Genomic DNA, 16,872 nt, shown 5'->3' on the forward strand with positions numbered 1-16,872 from the left:
CAAACCGGTGGGAGGTATTGTTGGACAGTGCCAGGGAATAACATGTATAGAGAATTGTTTTGTTAATTTAAATGTAGCGAATACATATGAAGATGCAAAGAAGAATAATGTCCCCTTAGCGGGCGGACTGGTTGGAAGTGTCAGCGCTTACAACCAGTTGAATATTAAGAACTGCATAGCACTCGGAACAGTAAGTACGATCTGTGGGGAAGGCTGTGGAGGCCTGGTAGGAGGACATAGTATAGGCGTTAACATTTCTCAATGCGTTGCATTGCAGGAAAAAGTTATAACAAATTTAGAATCTAGTTACTATGTAGGAAAGATATTTGGTAATTCATATGGCATTGTTAATGGGACAGGCAATTATGCATATGATAACATGTCGGGAGGAGCAAAAGGGACTGGTAAATTCAACACAGTAGGACTTACTAGAGTTGTTTCGAAGGACATCTGTCTGACAAAGGAATTCTGGGAAGATACGATTGAGTTGAGTGCTGAAAGCTGGACAGTTGAGGATGGATCTCTTCCGGTATTAAAGACATCTGGGATCGACCCGGCAAAAGAGCTCACAAGCGGAGAGCCGCCAATCTATCTGGCAAAAACAAATACAGTTAGTGGAACTGTGAAATCTGCAGATGAAACTGGAATTTCGGAAGCGACGATTATATTTCAAAATGAAAATGGAACAGAGATCACTACGAACAGTGCGTCGGATGGAACATTTACGATTGAAGTTCCGGATGGCACTTATACGATTATCGTGAAAAAAGCGGGATATCTGACAGTGACCAACGAGAATATTGGGATTCCGTCATCAGAGGAGATGACAATTGTGATGCAGGCAAATCCCGTTACACTTGGATCCGACAAGACTGTCAGCACAGAATTTAAAACAACCGATGCAGCATCAACGATAGCATCGGATACGATTGAAATTTCCTATACTGGTACAGATGCGTTAGAGGTATCGGATCTTGCAGTGTCTTCGGAAGAGAAGGAATTAAAGGATTATTCTGGCGTGATCATTACAGAAATTGAAACATCAGAGACACCTGACACACTGAATGCAAGAAATGTGAACATCAGCTTTGCAAAATCTCTGGATTTTGGATCTGCAAATAAGAAAACGGCATACCTTTTTTACAAAAACAGTCTGGTCGGTGAAATCACGCTGAAGAAAACAATCGGGAAGGTTCAGCTTCCAAAGCCGGCAAATGCAAAGTGGGATGATACGGTAAAAGGAAAAGCAGTATGGGATGCAGTGGAAAACGCATCGGGATATCAGGTACAGCTGTATAAAGATGGAGCTTTGAAAATTTTACAGACTGTTTCCGAGCAGTCTCAGACGAGCTATGACTTTACCTCTGAAATCAAGGAAACGGGAGACTATACATTTAAGATAAAAGCGCTTGGAAATGAGACTTATGAAGAAAGTCTGGAGACAGAAAGCGAAATATATACTTTTACTGAGCAGAGCCTTCAGGATGTGAAGCTGGCAGCAGAAAATGCACTGAAAGAGCTGGCTGTGACCAACGAGACAACTGAGGGTGTAGTTCTTAAAACAGTTACAAATGTATGTACGAACGAGAGAATTAAAGCTGCATGGTCATCTGAGCATGGTTTTACACTTGAGAGAGCGACAGATGGCGATGATCCAGGAACGGATGGTAAGATTCAGGGAAGGATCATTCTGACTTTAAACAAAACTGACGGGGCTTCTGAAACGCTGGAATTAGAAGTAGATCTCAAAATCCTGCCTAAATTTAAGGTGACATTTGAAGCTGGCAATGAGACATTCACAGGAACAGTTCCGACACAGGAAAATGTGACGGAAGGAACTGTCATCAAGCTTCCCGAGAATTCATTTACCGTATACGGAAAGAACTTTACCGGATGGAGTGCCGGGGATGGAACACTGTATCAAAAAGACTCAGAATATACAATGCCGAGAGGAAATGTCACGTTCACAGCAATGTGGGAAGATGATGTATGGGATGGAACTAAAACGAAAAAACCTAATCAAGATACAGAGGGCTATTATCTGATCAGTACAGGTGCTGAGCTTGCCTTTTTCCAAGATAAAGACCTTGGAAAAGCAAAATTGATGTGCGATATAAACCTTGGTGGTTATCCTTTCAAGGCAATAGAAAAAGTGTCAGAATTTGACGGTTGCGGTCATTCCATTAAGGGACTTAATATTGTCAGTGGAAATTTAATTTATACAGGTTTATTCCAAATATTGATGAAGGATAATATAAGCATCAGGAACCTGAATATTGAAAACGCAAAAATCACATATACTCGTGACAAGGCTTCCCCGGATATCGGAATTCTGGTAGGAAAAGTACATGGTGGAAAGCTCTCGATTGAGAATTGCTTTGTGAGTGGTGTAATTGTAGCAGGAGAAAAATATAAAACGGATGCAGGCGGTCTTATCGGGTATGTCACAGATGGATCAAATGTAACGATCCGTTCTTCCTATGCGAATGCCAGAATACAGAACGCCGGAAGTGATTCATTCGTGGGTGGATTTGTTGGACTGGCGGGAGGAACCGGAATTGTAACGATTGAGAACTGCTATGCGATTCCTGATATTCGAACAGGAGAACATATAGGAGGATTTGCTGGAGCAGGAAATGGCGCAGTCATCAGGAACAGCTATGCGGCAGGGGAAAGCCTTCCGACGGGAATTGTTGCAGGTGACACAAGTGGTCTTGCTGAAATGGGAACAATCCAAAATAGCGTCAGCATTTTCCCTGAAATGACATCCGTAAACAGAATCAGCAAGGGCGGAACACTTTCTGGAAACTATGGATTTGTGGGAACGACAGCGAGTGATAAATCCGGAAACATTCTGACACCAAAGCCAGAAAATGTTGGTAAGGATCAGCCATACGGAGCAGATGTATCGGAGACTTGCCTGAAATCAGAGGAGTTCTATCAGGATACTCTTGGCTGGGACTTTAGAGACGTGTGGACCATGCCGTCTGCAGAGAGTGGTTACCTGTTCCCTGTATTAAAAGAACAGAAAGAATCCATGATTCCAACCCTCTCTCTGGACATGGATCCGGCGGTTATCAGTGTCAGTCTGGATCAGCAGCAGGTGACTCTCTATCCGAGGGGAAGTCTGAAGCTTACAGCGAGGGTTCACAGTAAGAATGGCGCATCAAGAGATGTAAAATGGGTCAGCAGTGATCCGGCAGCCGTTCATGTGACAGATGATGGAACGGTGGCCGTCCACAAAGATGCAGCGGCTGATACCTACAAAGTTACTGCAGTCAGCCAGTTTGACGAAAGCAAACAGGCGGACTGCGAGATCACTGTAGATAATCGTAAGTACACGGTCAGCATTGCCCGTGAGGATACTAAAAACTCTCCAAATGCCGAGATCGGAGTATATTGGAGCAGAGAGGACGCAGAAGGTGCATCGAATGCGTCTCCGGTGGCAGAAGGCAAAGGAACAACAGATTCCCTGATCACATTCCAAGCCAAGGCTGGTTCTGAGATATATCTGAAATTTAAGGACCTTGCTGAGAAAGATGTAGTAAACAAAATAACGGTAACAGATAAAGATGGAAAAACATTTGAAGCAAAGTTGTGCAGCATAGATCCGTTTATCGGACATTTCACGATGCCGTGCGGTGATGTCAAAATTGAAGTAAAATACGCAACAGATATTACATATTATCAGTACACCTGGTTTGTCGGACAGGACTGGAGTACATGGGGAACGACAGCGACCTACACGACTACAAGCTGGGGAAACAGTGATAAGGTCGGATCTCTTAAAATTACAAATATCATCAATGGTAAACTGTTTGATGATTTTGTTATCAAGGGAATATCCAGATATAAGGGAGCCCCGATCGATCCGAAGAGAGTATCTGATAAAGCTTCTCTCACACAAAATGGAACGTACTATGTGGATCATTCAACAGATTATCCAACCCTGTACGTATATCTTGACGGACCTGGAATGATCTCCGTAAATATTAAGGTGAAGGATGATAAGAACGCGTCATATAACATTGTACAGAAATCAGGAAACAGCAGCTACTATACTTTGGATAAACCAACAGCCAAAGCTGGCGAAACGATCACAGCGACGTTGACACCAGCTGGCGTTCAGTGGCTGAAAGACAATCCGACGGAAAATGCGGTATTTACCTACGAAGGTGGTTTAAACGTTGTCCTGTTCCCGCCGAGATTTAAACAGCAGGCGGATGGAAGCTGGACTGCATCTCTCACGATGCCCGCATGTGACATTGTGACGAATGTGATCTTTGGGGCGAAGAAAAAAGCCAAAATCGAGGGGACAGACAAAGAATTTACCTATGATGGAAATCTGCACCGAATTGATGAGGACGTTCGGGCATCATGGGGAGAGTACGATATCTCTGAGGATCTGCGGAATCAGTATGAAGTGATATACAGCGGTATTAACGGAACCGATTATAACAGCAAAGTGGCACCGACAGACGCAGGAACCTACAAATGCACGGTAAAGATCAGCGACGATAATACGGATTATGAGTGTGCCCCGATCACTCTGACACTTACGATCAAAAAAGCAGCAATGAAAACACCGGATACTCCGACAGCTGCAGGGATTGGAGCCAATACGATCACTTTAAATCCGCCGACAACATTTACGGATGAAACTCAGATTCCAGAGTTATGCGGCTTTGAATATCGCCTTGGAGACGGGGAATGGCAGGATTCTGCAGTGTTTGCGGGATTACTTCCGGACACGGACTATCATTTCTATGTGAGAGTGAAGGAAGGACGGAATACAGAGGCATCAGAAGTGAGCGGAGTACTGGATGCGCGGACGAAGACGGCATCTGAGCCGGTTGATCCGGATAAGCCAAATCCAGACAAGCCGAATCCAGATAAGCCGAATCCGGACAAGCCGAATCCGGATAAACCAGACCCGGATAACCCAACACCGGATGATCCGACCCCGTCGAGACCTGGAACGGGTTCTGGTGGATATTCAGATGACTCTGATGATTCCGATGATTCCGGAGAACCGGCAGCAACAAACAGAACTCATTCTGACGGAACCTGGAAAAAGGATCAGAATGGATGGTGGTATGAACTTCCGGGCGGCAGATATGTATCGGGTTCCCATGTGACAGATTTGGTATCCGGTACGCAGAGCGAACAGGTGGCATGGAGACGGATTGGCGGCGCATGGTGGGCATTCGGTGCCGATGGCTATCTGAAGAACGGATGGATCTGGGATGCGGCAGCAGGAAAATGGTATTACGTGGATGAAAAGCGCGGAATGCTTACTGGCTGGTATCAGGATCCGCAGGACGGCAGATGGTACTATCTGGATCTTACGACGGGGGAGATGCTGACCGGATGGCGGCAGATCCCTGGATGGGGCTATATGTATCTGAATCCATTCGCGGAGACGCAGACATGGTTTTATGATGAAGCGTCCAGAATGTGGGTCTATGATACGGAAAACACCAGAAGACCTTATGGCTCCCTCTACATGAACGAAAAGACACCGGATGGATATTTCGTGGATGAGAATGGAGTCTGGAAGGAAAATTAAACATTTCGTGAGCTTTTTCAACAGATGAAATAAGAAAAGTGTCCCAGGGAGATGTCCCAGGGGCACTTTTTTCTTCCATTTTCCGCCAAATAATGATATGATGGATACCGGCAGCATAAAGCGCGAAGGAAAGATGCCGCTGTTTAGGCATTTTACAGCGGCGAAAAGACAGGAAATTGAATGCTGCATAGAAAGGTGAGCACGACAATGAATTTTATTGTACCAGCCGGTTATACTCCGGATATTGACTTAAAAGAGACCCAGATCGCCATCAAGGTCGTGAAGGATTTCTTCCAGAAGGAACTTACAAAACAGTTAAATCTGACCCGAGTTTCCGCTCCGTTATTTGTAACGCCGGAATCCGGATTAAATGATAACTTGAACGGTGTGGAGCGCCCGGTTGCCTTCGATATCAAGGAAGGCGGAAGAAAGGCAGAGATTGTCCACTCCCTGGCAAAATGGAAACGTTACGCGTTGAAACAGTACGGCTTCCAGCCGGGTGAAGGTTTATACACCGATATGAACGCCATCCGCCGCGATGAGGACACCGACAACATCCACTCCATCTATGTGGACCAGTGGGACTGGGAAAAGGTGATCACGAAGGAGGAGAGAACACGCGAGACACTGGAAGAGACTGTCCGTGCCGTATATAAGGCATTAAAGATCACAGAGGACTATATGGCATACGAGTACGACTATATCGGCCGTGTTCTCCCGGAGCACATCGAGTTTATCACATCCCAGGAGCTTGAGGACCTCTACCCGGATCTCACCCCGAAGCAGAGAGAGTATGAGATCGTGAAGCTTCACGGCGCTGTGTTTATCGAGCAGATCGGCGGAAAGTTAAAATCCGGAGAGCCCCACGATGGACGTGCTCCGGACTATGATGACTGGAAATTAAACGGCGATATTATCGTCTACTATCCGGTTCTCGACATTGCCCTTGAGTTAAGCTCCATGGGTATCCGCGTGGACGAGATCTCCCTGCACGAGCAGTTAAAGGCGGCAGGCTGTGAGGAGCGCGAGAAGCTTGCATTCCAGAAGGCATTGTTAAACGGAGAGCTTCCATACACCATCGGCGGAGGTATCGGACAGTCCCGTATCTGTATGTTCTTCTTAAGAAAAGCCCATATCGGTGAGATCCAGTCTTCCTTGTGGCCGGATGAGGTCCGTGAGGAGGCGAAGAAGGCGGGAATTCCGCTGCTGTAAGCAGCAGGCGGATGCGGATCTGCACAGACTTATTATGAGAACGACCCGGCGGCGCAAGCCTGACCGGTATTAAATATTCAGGAAAACAGTTACGGTCCACAAAGATGTGTGCGGTAACTTTTCCTGCTTATGGAGGTAAAAAAATGGCAAATGAACGTTTGAGGGAACTCAGGACCCTGATGAAAGTGAGAAATGTGGACGCGTACTATGTTCCGTCTTCCGATTTCCACGATTCTGAGTATGTGGAGGACTATTTCAAATGCCGCGCATTCCTGTCCGGCTTCACAGGTTCCGCGGGGACCATGGTGATCACCCAGGCTTTTTCCGGCATGTGGACGGACGGAAGATATTTCGTTCAGGCAAAGAGAGAGCTGGAAGGTCAGGACACACGTCTGATGGCGATGGGAGAGGAAGGCGTTCCGACGATCGAGGAATACCTGACGGATCATATGCCGGAAGGCGGAGTTTTAGGCTTTGACGGCCGCGTGGTCAATGCAGCCCAGGGAAGAAAATTTGAGGCGATGATGGCGAAGAAACACGCGACTCTCTCCGTGGGGGATGACCTTGCCGGGGAAGTATGGGAAGAACGCCCGATCCTTCCGGCACCGGAAGTCTGGACTCTCGATGTGAAATATGCAGGTGAGACTGTGACGGAAAAACTGATCCGCCTCAGATCCGAGATGGATGAGAAGAATGCGTCCGTCCACATCTTATCAAGCCTTGACGATATCGCATGGCTCTTCAATATCCGCAAGAATTCGGATGACGGAAATGTGCTCGCACCGGCGTTTGCTCTGATTACGGAAGACGAGGCGAGACTCTTTATCGCCAGCCGTAAATTCTCTCCGGAGCTGCGCGCTTATTTTGAAAAGAATCATGTGACGATCGAAAAATACGACGCGATCTATGATGCGGTGGCGGAGTTAAAGAATGAGACGGTTCTCCTGGAACCGGAGAAGGTAAACTTTGCCCTCTATAAGAAGATCGACGCATCCAACCGCGTTGTGGAGGCCATGAACCCGACTTCCCTCATGAAGGCGGTGAAGAACCCGGTGGAGATGGAAAACCTCCGCAAGGCCCATTTAAAGGACGGCGTTGCCCTGACAAAATTCCTGTACTGGATGAAGAAAAACGCCGGAAAGGTCGCTCTCACGGAGACAGAAGCTGCAGAGCGTCTTGAGGATTACCGGAAAGCCCAGGAAGGTTATCTCGGACCGAGCTTCACGACGATCTCCGCATTCGGATCCAACGCCGCGATGTGCCATTACCACGCGACAAAGGAGCAGGAGAGCCCGGTCGGAACAGACGGATTCTATCTTGTTGACTCCGGCGGACAGTATTATGAGGGAACCACGGACGTGACGAGAACGATCGCGATCGGCCATGTCACGGACGAGATGAAGGTTCATTTCACGCTTGTCATGATGGGAATGCTGCGTCTGATGCATGCGAAATTCTTATATGGCTGCCGCGGACTCAATGTGGACTATCTGGCAAGAGGCCCGCTCTGGGAGCGCGGACTCGACTTCAACCATGGCACCGGTCACGGCGTCGGCTTCCTGTCTGCGGTTCATGAGCGCCCGAACGGTATCCGCTGGCGCATCGTTCCGGAGCGCCAGGACTCCTGCGTCCTGGAAGAGGGAATGCTGACTTCGGACGAGCCGGGACTTTATATTGAGGGAAGCCACGGCATCCGTACCGAGAACCTGACGATGTGCAGAAAAGCGGAAAAGAACGAGTACGGCCAGTTCATGTGCTTTGAGAACATGACTTTCGCGCCGATCGACCTCGACGCGGTGGACATTTCCGTGATGGAGCCGTCCGATGTGAGAAACTTAAATGAGTACCATAAAGCGGTCTACGAGAAACTTTCACCGTTTATGACGGCGGAGGAGAACGAGTGGTTAAAAGAGGCGACAAGACCGATCGGGGAGGATTATACATGGCGGATCTAGAGAAAAATATCCTTGTGGTGATCCCGGTAAATGAGGATCATAAAAAGTTCCTGGAAGAGAAAGCTGCATCTGGCAACAAAAACTGCTGCGTCCGCTATGTGAACGGCAGCGATGTCACAGCTAAGGATGTAAAAGAGGCAAACGTGATCATCGGAAATGTCGATCCGGCACTTGTAAAAGAGGCGAAAAATCTGGAACTGTTCCAGTTAAACTCTGCCGGTGCAGACCAGTACATCAAACCGGGGATCCTTCCGGAACAGGCGGTGCTCGCAAATGCGACGGGTGCTTACGGGCTTGCCGTATCGGAACATATGCTGGCGCTGACTTTTGATCTGATCCGCCGTTTTAACCAGTATCATGCGAACCAGGCAAAGCACATATGGCAGTCCATGGGAAATATCACCTCTGTGGAAGGTTCGACGATCCTGGTGCTCGGACTCGGAGATATCGGCGGGGATTACGCGAGAAAGTGCCATGCACTCGGCGCTCATGTGATCGGTGTCCGCCGCACGAACCGGAATAAACCGGATTATCTGGATGAGCAGCATACGATGGACGATCTGGACGAGCTTCTCGGAAGAGCAGATATCGTTGCGATGGTGCTTCCGGGCGGAGACGCTACAAACCACATCATGGACGAGAGAAGACTGCGCCTGATGAAAAAGGGCGCGTACCTGATCAACGTCGGACGCGGAAATGCCGTTGACCCGGAGGGACTTTACAAGGTCTTAAAAGAGGGACATCTCGGCGGCTGCGGACTCGATGTGACGGAGCCGGAACCGCTTCCGGCGGACAGTCCGCTCTGGGACCTCGGAAACCTCGTGATCACGCCTCATGTGGCCGGAAACTTCTTCCTTCCGGAGACATTTGAGCGGATCGTAAGGATCGCGGGAGAGAATCTCGCGGCGTGGGCGAACGGGACACCGTACCGGAATGTGGTGGATTTTGCGACCGGGTACCGGAAGTAGATCCGGAATAGTAAGACAGCCGCCTTTTTGCGCGCGTGAAGCGTGCAGGAGGGCGGCTGTTTTTCTATAGCAGTAAAAATTCTGGATAAAAAACACTGGCAGACCGGAACCGGACACTTGCGTGAAGATGAAGTTAGACCCGGGAGACAGTGGGGAGAGGACCGAATGTGTCTTGGAACATTCTCGCGCTGAGCGCGGTCGCCTGCGACGATCTTCATCTTCGCGCGAAAAAACAGGACAGCTGAAAAGCTGCCCTGCAAATATTTCTGAATCCTTATTAGAAGCTCGTCTCGTATTTTTTCTTCTTCTCCGCCTCCGGTGCATAAGCGATCGGATAGATGACGGATGCCATTAAGAGTGAACCGACGACATCGATGACGGAGTGCTGTTTTAAGAACATCGTTGCGAGGCAGATCAAAACCATCAGAACGCCGGATGCCCGGACGATCATCGGGTGTTTCTTTAATTCCTCGCTGTGGCAGATCGCGATGTGAACACCCACGGAGTTGTAAACGTGGATGCTCGGGAAAACGTTGATACATGGATCGATGCTCCAGAGTCTCGATACCAGATAACAGAAGATGTTCTTATCCGGATCGATCGCCGGACGGAAATCTGTTCCGTTCGGGAACAGGGTGCAGACGAGAAGACTGATCGTCATTCCTGTGAAGAGGAAAGTGCAGAGCCTGTAATAGTCATCGCGGTTTTTAAAGAAGAAAAACGCGATGGTCGCGGCAACGTACAAAAACCACATCAGGTAAGGGACGATAAAATATTCGTTGAACGGGATCAGATCGTCGAGCGCCGTGTGCATGACGTGGTAAGGCTTGTTCACATTTTCCTGGAGTCTTGAGAACCAGGGAAGATAGATGAATGCGTAGGATAACATCCATATATGTCCGTATTTTTTTATCAGCTTTTTCAAAGGATGACCTCCTTTATTTTCTGAATTTATGTTCTGTAACAATTTTGTCATATTTCCTTTATGTTGCCACATTATAGCACTTTGGTTTTGCGGTTTCAACCCCCATGAATAAATTTTTATCGAAACGTAAGAAAGGTGTTACTTTTTACGGGTAGGAATTTTCTGAACTGAAAATTCCGTACAATACCGTTGTGGTCGCAGATTTTGCCGATTCGGAATGCGAAGCATCGGCAAAATCCTGTTACAGTATGCGGGCATGGAGTGCCCGTGTACTGTAACAAAGGTGTCAGAAAGTGTTCCGCGGGCAGGAATTTCCTGGGCGGGGAATGTCCGGGGGTGCCGGAAGCTGCTTTGACATTGCTCCGTGTTTATGGTATGGTAAGAGAACATAGAATATTCGGATTTTCGGACCGGAAGGGAGGAAATTCATGGAAAATAGAGAGCTGGTCATGGAAGCATTGAAAGCCAGAAAACAGGCGTATTGCCCGTACTCCGGTTTTGCCGTCGGAGCGGCGCTCCTCTGCGCGGATGGCAGGGTATTTACCGGCTGCAATATTGAAAATGCGGCGTACCCGGCGACAAACTGTGCGGAGCGCACGGCGATTTTTAAGGCAGTCAGTGAAGGAAAAACAGAATTCCGGGCGATCGCCATCGTCGGAGGTCCAAAAGGAAAAGAACCGGAAAACTTCTGCGCGCCCTGCGGCGTCTGCCGCCAGGTGATGGCGGAATTCTGCGATCCGGAGACGTTCCGGATCATCCTCATGAATGGCGCGGGCGAGATCCGGGAATACCTTTTGAAGGAGCTTCTTCCGCTCGGATTTACAGGGAAAGCGCTGGAAATTTGAGCCGCCGGAAAAGAAGCGGAAAGGAACGATAAGAAAAATGACATACAGAGATGTTTTAAAGAGAGTGGACCATACATTATTAAAGCAGCCGTCCACCTGGGAACAGATCCGGGAGATTTGCGATGATGCGGTGAAATTCGGGACCGCGTCGGTCTGCATCCCGCCGTCTTTCGTAAAGCAGGCTTCGGAGTACCTCGGAGAGAAGATGCCGGTCTGTACCGTGATCGGATTTCCGAACGGGTACAACACGACGGCGGTCAAAGTGTTTGAGACGAAAGAGGCGTTGAAGGACGGAGCGGAGGAGATCGATATGGTGATCAATATCGGCTGGGTCAAAATGGGACAGTACGATAAGATCCTGGAAGAGATCAACTCCCTGAAAGAGGTCTGCGGCGATCATATCCTGAAAGTCATCATCGAGACATGTCTCCTCACAGAGGAGGAGAAGATAAAGATGTGTGAGACTGTATCAGCCTCAGACGCGGACTTTATCAAGACATCCACAGGATTTTCCGCCGCAGGGGCGACAAAGCCGGATGTGGCGCTCATGAAGGCCCACATGGCCGCAGAAAAGAAGATCAAGGCGGCCGGCGGTATCGCAGACTTTTGCAATGCGGCGGAGTTTGTCCGTCTGGGGGCTGACCGCCTCGGAACAAGCAGACTTGTAGAACAGGCAAAGAAAGGGGTAGATTTAGATGCCGAAATATAATCGGATCTTTACGATCGTAATTGATTCACTCGGAACCGGTGCAATGCCGGATTCTGAAAAATTTGGAGATGTGGGAGTGGACACTCTCGGACACATCGCGGAACATATGGAACATTTCAATATCCCGAATCTTCAGAAACTCGGGATCGCAAACTTAAGACCGTTAAAGGGCGTGGACCCGGTGGATGCGCCGATGGGACGGTTCACAAAATTCTCGGAGGCGAGCAACGGCAAAGATACGATGACCGGCCACTGGGAGATGATGGGGATCTACACGACGAAGCCTTTTAAGACGTTCACGGATCATGGATTCCCGAAAGAGCTGATCGAGGAGCTGGAAAAACGCACCGGACACAAGGTGATCGGAAACAAGAGCGCCAGCGGAACCGCGATCCTGGATGAGCTGGGAGAGGAGGAGATCGCTACCGGTCACATGATCGTGTATACATCTGCCGATTCCGTCCTTCAGATCTGCGGAAATGAGGAGACATTCGGGCTTGACGAGCTGTACCGCTGCTGCGAGATCGCCAGAGAGATCACGATGAAGGAAGAGTGGCGCGTGGGCCGCGTCATCGCGAGACCTTATGTCGGAAAGAAGAAAGGCGAATTTGTCCGCACCAGCAACCGCCACGATTATGCGTTAAAGCCGACCGGGACAACGGCGCTCGATATCTTAAAGGACAACGGATACGATGTGATCTCTGTCGGAAAGATCCGGGATATCTTCGACGGCCAGGGCATCACGGAGGCATTCCGATCCAAGAGCTCCGTCCATGGAATGGAACAGACGATTGAAATCTGCAAAGATAAGGATTTCAAGGGACTCTGCTTTGTGAATCTCGTGGATTTTGATGCCCTCTGGGGCCACAGGAGAAATCCGGTGGGTTATGGGGAAGAACTGGAGCGCTTTGATGTGAAGCTTGGCGAACTCCTTGAAAACCTCCGGGAAGGTGATCTTTTGATGATAACGGCGGATCACGGAAATGATCCGACTTACACGGGAACAGACCATACGAGAGAAAAAGTTCCATTTATTGCCTATTCCCCATCTATGAAAGAGAAGGGAATGTTTGAGGAACAGAAGACCTTCGGTGTCATCGGCGCGACAGTGCTCGATAACTTCGGACTGAAGAAAGCGGAGAATATGATCGGGGAGTCGATCTTAAAAGAATTAGAATGATCGGGACCTGACTGAGATCTGCGTGGGACTGCTGGTTTCGCGAAACAGGTAAAATAGAATAAAAAAGGAAGATCCGCATCTCTGATATCTGGGAAATGTGGATCTTCCTTTTATGTTCAGGCAGAAGTGCAAAACTTATTCTGCGCCGAGTTTCGTTTTTACATCTTCGATCGACATGTTTTTCTCTTTCACGATCGCGTATAATTCAGCCATCTCTTTAGCTTCGATCTGTTTTTCGATGTCCTTTTTCTGCATTTTTAATGTTTTTAATTTCTGCTCTGTCTCTTCAATGGAAGTGAGGACCTCGTTTAAAAGATCCTGCGGAGCAACTTCGACTTTCTTTCTTCCTCTTGGCATAATGATAATCCCTCCTGTGCAGGTTTCATAATATTGGAATCCATAAACTGGTTCCCTATACGTTATACTATATAACAAGATGTATCGGGAATGCAAGAGAAAAAAAGAAGATGTCAGTCTTTTTTAAAAATCGTGTAGTATAGAAAAGGAAAAATATCATCACAAAAAATTTAAAAAAACTGTTGACAATTCCGAAAAAATAGGTTAAACTGTACAAGCAATCGCGCTTGACGGAAACGTCAGTCGGAAGTAATGGGGTCTTAGCTCAGCTGGGAGAGCATCTGCCTTACAAGCAGAGGGTCATAGGTTCGAGCCCTATAGGCCCCATTCATATGAAAATACATATGTTATGGCGGAATAGCTCAGTTGGCTAGAGCACACGGTTCATACCCGTGGTGTCGAGAGTTCAAATCTCCCTTCCGCTACTTAATGGGATCTTAGCTCAGCTGGGAGAGCATCTGCCTTACAAGCAGAGGGTCATAGGTTCGAGCCCTATAGGTCCCATTTATATGAAAAATTTCATATTGATTATGGCGGAATAGCTCAGTTGGCTAGAGCACACGGTTCATACCCGTGGTGTCGAGAGTTCAAATCTCCCTTCCGCTACTATGGCGGAATAGCTCAGTTGGCTAGAGCACACGGTTCATACCCGTGGTGTCGAGAGTTCAAATCTCCCTTCCGCTACGATTGAAAATCCCGGGGATCTGAGAAGGTTCCCGGGATTTTTTCGATTAAAATAATTTTTCTGAAATATTCTGCTGTACCAAATAAAAAAGAACATCTGCAATGATCTTGAAAACATATGAAAGGCTCTGTTGGTGTCTGGATTTTCACTTAAAAGATTCCCGGTAATACTGTCGCAAGATAATATCCGACCCAGAATGATGCTGAATTCGCGATAAACGAATAGAGAACGAAGTCACCGTTTTCCTTTTTGGGGGACACTCTCTTCAAAAACCTGCAATACAGACCTGCCTCCAGCGCAAAGACTATGATCTCGAAAAAGACATAGCTTGTGATAAAGGCCAACGGACCGGCATTGTAATGAATGATATTGAGAAGCAGATTTAAGAGAATCTGCGTCGTGATATTTACAAGCGCAAGGATCTGCAGCTGTTTTTTCTGCCGGAAGCCGAATAACAGCCCGACGACCATTTCAATTGCGATCGTAAGAAGGATACGGACCGCGAGCGATAAAAGCTCCTTTCGATAATTATAGGAACGATACGCGTTGATCCGCTCGTTTGTGCTCAGGCCCTCATTGTATTCCACGGATCCGATCCGGACGCCCTCCATGTCAACGGTGTAATAAGTATCAAATGCATAACGCCCATAGCTTCCGCTTGATACAAAGGTCCCGGTTTCCGGATAATAAAGGAGAATCTTAAAATCCTCGGGTGGATAATAGGTCCAGGCGATCTCGCCTGTTTCGCTTACCGTCCAGCCCCTCTGAAGGAAATAATATCCGTCAGGATCCTTGTAATCTACAAAAGCTTTCCAGATGTTCCGGTCAAGATCATAGAGCTGCTCATTTCTGGCGGTGCCGTCCCAGACACGTGCAGGTCCTGTACGTTTCTCCTTTGAAAGCAGTGTGCCATAGCACAGATCATCGTCCATATTTTTGAACTGGATGCGCACCGAGGGCTTTGGACCCGTATCAGCTTTTGCGGTGATCGGAAGTGCTGTGACTGTAAAGATCAGATAGAACAGCAACATGAAAAGCCTGACATGCATTCTTTTTTTCATAGCAGGGACCTCCTTTCAGAGCTTGGGTTCATAAAATTATATATCTTTGCTTCTTATATCTGTTTTTATTATAATCGATACAGATATTGGCTGACAAGAAAGAGATATTTACTATTTCCTTACGTTTCAACGCGGATGTGTCCGTACTACTGTATGCGGGCAGGAATTTTCTGAACTGAAAATTCCGGACAATAGAGTGGTGTGTGCATTTCGCTGATTTGGAATGCGAAGCCTCGGCAAAATCAGTTACTGTCTGCGCAAGGAACGAACAGTAACGTGCCCGCGGTGCACTTGCATGAAGTTTAGAAAAAATTTAGCCTTTTTTTAGCGGTTATGTGATATACTATAATCTATATCGTATGTCATATGGTACTGACCCGGTCAGGATGTGTATGGCTGCACGGAAAATTCTGAACATATAAGATTCGGAGGACGTTATGTATCAGTTTATCGTAAATCCCAGTGCCGGTGCCGGAAGAGGATACCGGATCTGGAAACGACTGGAACATCAGCTGGAGATGGACAGCCGGGAGTACCGGGTCTTTTTTACGGAACACCAGGGGGACGCGGCTGAGATCGCAAAAGTACTGACTGCCGAGCGGGATGACGCGAAAGTGATCGTGATCGTCGGCGGGGAAGGAACTTATAATGAAGTGCTGAATGGCGTATCCTTCCGGGGACTCCTGACATTCGGATATGTACCGGCGGGTTTTCGGAATGCGCTGTCGAAGGGATTTGAATCCTTCTGGAAGGTCAACTGTCAGGCAAAACGGATCCTTCATCCGAAATATTACCGGATGCTGGACTATGGGGTCGCAACATTCGGAGATGAGGAGATCGTGAGCAGGCGGTTTGCGGGCCGGTGCGGGATCGGACTGGACGCGGCGATCTGCCATAATCTTCTGTGCTGCCCGGTGAGAAACCAGATGACGAGACTTCATCTGACGAAAATACTCAGATTCGGCCTTGGCCTCAAGCAGCTTTTTCTCGCAAAACCGACAAAAGGATATATTTTGCTTGACGGGACGCAGAAAGTGGAGTTTAATCATATATATTTCATTACGTTTATGGTCCGCAGGGAAGACAAGAAGAAACGGAAGAACAGCGAACTGATGAATGATGATGGCAAGATGACGGTTTATATCGGAAACAGCGCGAGAAAGACAAAAATGATCCCGATCCTCCGGGACCTTGTGATGGGGGTCCGGAAAAAAGAACGTGGGATCCGGGTCTTTGAGTGCAACGAGGCGGAAGTCCATCTGGCAAGACCGCTCGCGGTCCATATGGACGGTGAGAGCTGTATGTGCCAGCAGAATCTCGTGGTGCGCTGTATCCCGAAGCGGATGCGGATGATCGGTTCTTGAGGTGGTATCGGGGCCGGTCTTGGACTGCCCATAAACGGAAGA

General features: G+C 48.0%; 11 protein-coding genes and 5 tRNA genes. 13 read left to right on the forward strand and 3 right to left on the reverse strand.

Going from position 1 to position 16,872, the window contains the following annotated elements; translation table 11 throughout:
- Window positions 1-379: 379 nt before the first annotated feature.
- The 4 genes from ACXMYH_RS07490 (at window position 380) to ACXMYH_RS07505 (ending at window position 9,704) form a co-directional block, all read left to right on the forward strand.
- Complete coding sequence (locus ACXMYH_RS07490; RefSeq protein WP_486555856.1) at window positions 380-5,569, forward strand: carboxypeptidase regulatory-like domain-containing protein; 5,190 nt, start codon at window positions 380-382, stop codon at window positions 5,567-5,569.
- 207 nt (window positions 5,570-5,776) lie between these two features.
- Window positions 5,777-6,781 (forward strand): aspartate--ammonia ligase, encoded by a 1,005-nt coding sequence (gene asnA / locus ACXMYH_RS07495; RefSeq protein ID WP_118533574.1) that lies wholly within the window; start codon window positions 5,777-5,779, stop codon window positions 6,779-6,781.
- A 143-nt stretch (window positions 6,782-6,924) separates the two neighbouring features.
- On the forward strand, window positions 6,925-8,736 hold the full coding sequence (locus ACXMYH_RS07500) for an aminopeptidase P family protein (RefSeq protein WP_485663343.1): 1,812 nt from the start codon (window positions 6,925-6,927) through the stop codon (window positions 8,734-8,736).
- Window positions 8,724-9,704 (forward strand): D-2-hydroxyacid dehydrogenase, encoded by a 981-nt coding sequence (locus ACXMYH_RS07505; protein WP_486555803.1) that lies wholly within the window; start codon window positions 8,724-8,726, stop codon window positions 9,702-9,704. The genes ACXMYH_RS07500 and ACXMYH_RS07505 overlap by 13 nt, the downstream gene beginning before the upstream one ends.
- Window positions 9,705-9,981: 277 nt before the next feature.
- Here ACXMYH_RS07505 and ACXMYH_RS07510 read toward each other — a convergent pair whose 3' ends face one another.
- Window positions 9,982-10,629, reverse strand: a complete 648-nt coding sequence (locus ACXMYH_RS07510) for a phosphatase PAP2 family protein (RefSeq protein WP_486463653.1) — start codon at window positions 10,627-10,629, stop codon at window positions 9,982-9,984.
- 428 nt (window positions 10,630-11,057) lie between these two features.
- On the opposite strand from ACXMYH_RS07510, the gene cdd reads away from it, so the two are divergent.
- Genes cdd through ACXMYH_RS07525 form a run of 3 tightly spaced genes read left to right on the forward strand, consistent with a single transcriptional unit; the run spans window position 11,058 to window position 13,363 of the window.
- Window positions 11,058-11,474 carry a cytidine deaminase gene (cdd, locus tag ACXMYH_RS07515; RefSeq protein ID WP_215702255.1) on the forward strand — a complete coding sequence of 139 codons (417 nt, stop codon included), beginning with the start codon at window positions 11,058-11,060 and terminating at the stop codon, window positions 11,472-11,474.
- Between the two features lie 37 nt (window positions 11,475-11,511).
- On the forward strand, window positions 11,512-12,183 hold the full coding sequence (deoC, locus tag ACXMYH_RS07520) for a deoxyribose-phosphate aldolase (protein ID WP_486555804.1): 672 nt from the start codon (window positions 11,512-11,514) through the stop codon (window positions 12,181-12,183).
- Complete coding sequence (locus tag ACXMYH_RS07525) at window positions 12,170-13,363, forward strand: phosphopentomutase (RefSeq protein ID WP_405580229.1); 1,194 nt, start codon at window positions 12,170-12,172, stop codon at window positions 13,361-13,363. The genes deoC and ACXMYH_RS07525 overlap by 14 nt, the downstream gene beginning before the upstream one ends.
- Before the next feature lie 135 nt (window positions 13,364-13,498).
- On the opposite strand, the gene ACXMYH_RS07530 is transcribed toward ACXMYH_RS07525, so the two are convergent.
- Window positions 13,499-13,720 (reverse strand): hypothetical protein, encoded by a 222-nt coding sequence (locus ACXMYH_RS07530; protein ID WP_118533554.1) that lies wholly within the window; start codon window positions 13,718-13,720, stop codon window positions 13,499-13,501.
- Window positions 13,721-13,974: 254 nt separating this feature from the next.
- Between ACXMYH_RS07530 and ACXMYH_RS07535 the strand changes: the two genes are divergently transcribed.
- From ACXMYH_RS07535 to ACXMYH_RS07555, 5 genes are all read left to right on the forward strand, one after another.
- A tRNA-Val gene (locus ACXMYH_RS07535) sits at window positions 13,975-14,047 on the forward strand.
- Window positions 14,048-14,071: 24 nt separating this feature from the next.
- Window positions 14,072-14,145: transfer RNA gene (locus tag ACXMYH_RS07540), tRNA-Met, on the forward strand.
- A gap of 6 nt (window positions 14,146-14,151) precedes the next feature.
- A tRNA-Val gene (locus tag ACXMYH_RS07545) sits at window positions 14,152-14,224 on the forward strand.
- Window positions 14,225-14,252: 28 nt separating this feature from the next.
- Window positions 14,253-14,326, forward strand: a tRNA-Met gene (locus tag ACXMYH_RS07550).
- Between the two features lie 4 nt (window positions 14,327-14,330).
- Window positions 14,331-14,404 (forward strand) — tRNA-Met (locus tag ACXMYH_RS07555).
- A gap of 150 nt (window positions 14,405-14,554) precedes the next feature.
- Here ACXMYH_RS07555 and ACXMYH_RS07560 read toward each other — a convergent pair.
- Window positions 14,555-15,466, reverse strand: coding sequence for a hypothetical protein (locus ACXMYH_RS07560; RefSeq protein ID WP_486555805.1), 912 nt, complete (start codon window positions 15,464-15,466; stop codon window positions 14,555-14,557).
- A gap of 437 nt (window positions 15,467-15,903) precedes the next feature.
- Between ACXMYH_RS07560 and ACXMYH_RS07565 the strand changes: the two genes are divergently transcribed.
- Complete coding sequence (locus tag ACXMYH_RS07565; RefSeq protein WP_118299215.1) at window positions 15,904-16,830, forward strand: diacylglycerol/lipid kinase family protein; 927 nt, start codon at window positions 15,904-15,906, stop codon at window positions 16,828-16,830.
- Window positions 16,831-16,872 lie beyond the last annotated feature (42 nt).

Source organism: Pilosibacter sp. NGB245, from assembly GCF_057397225.1.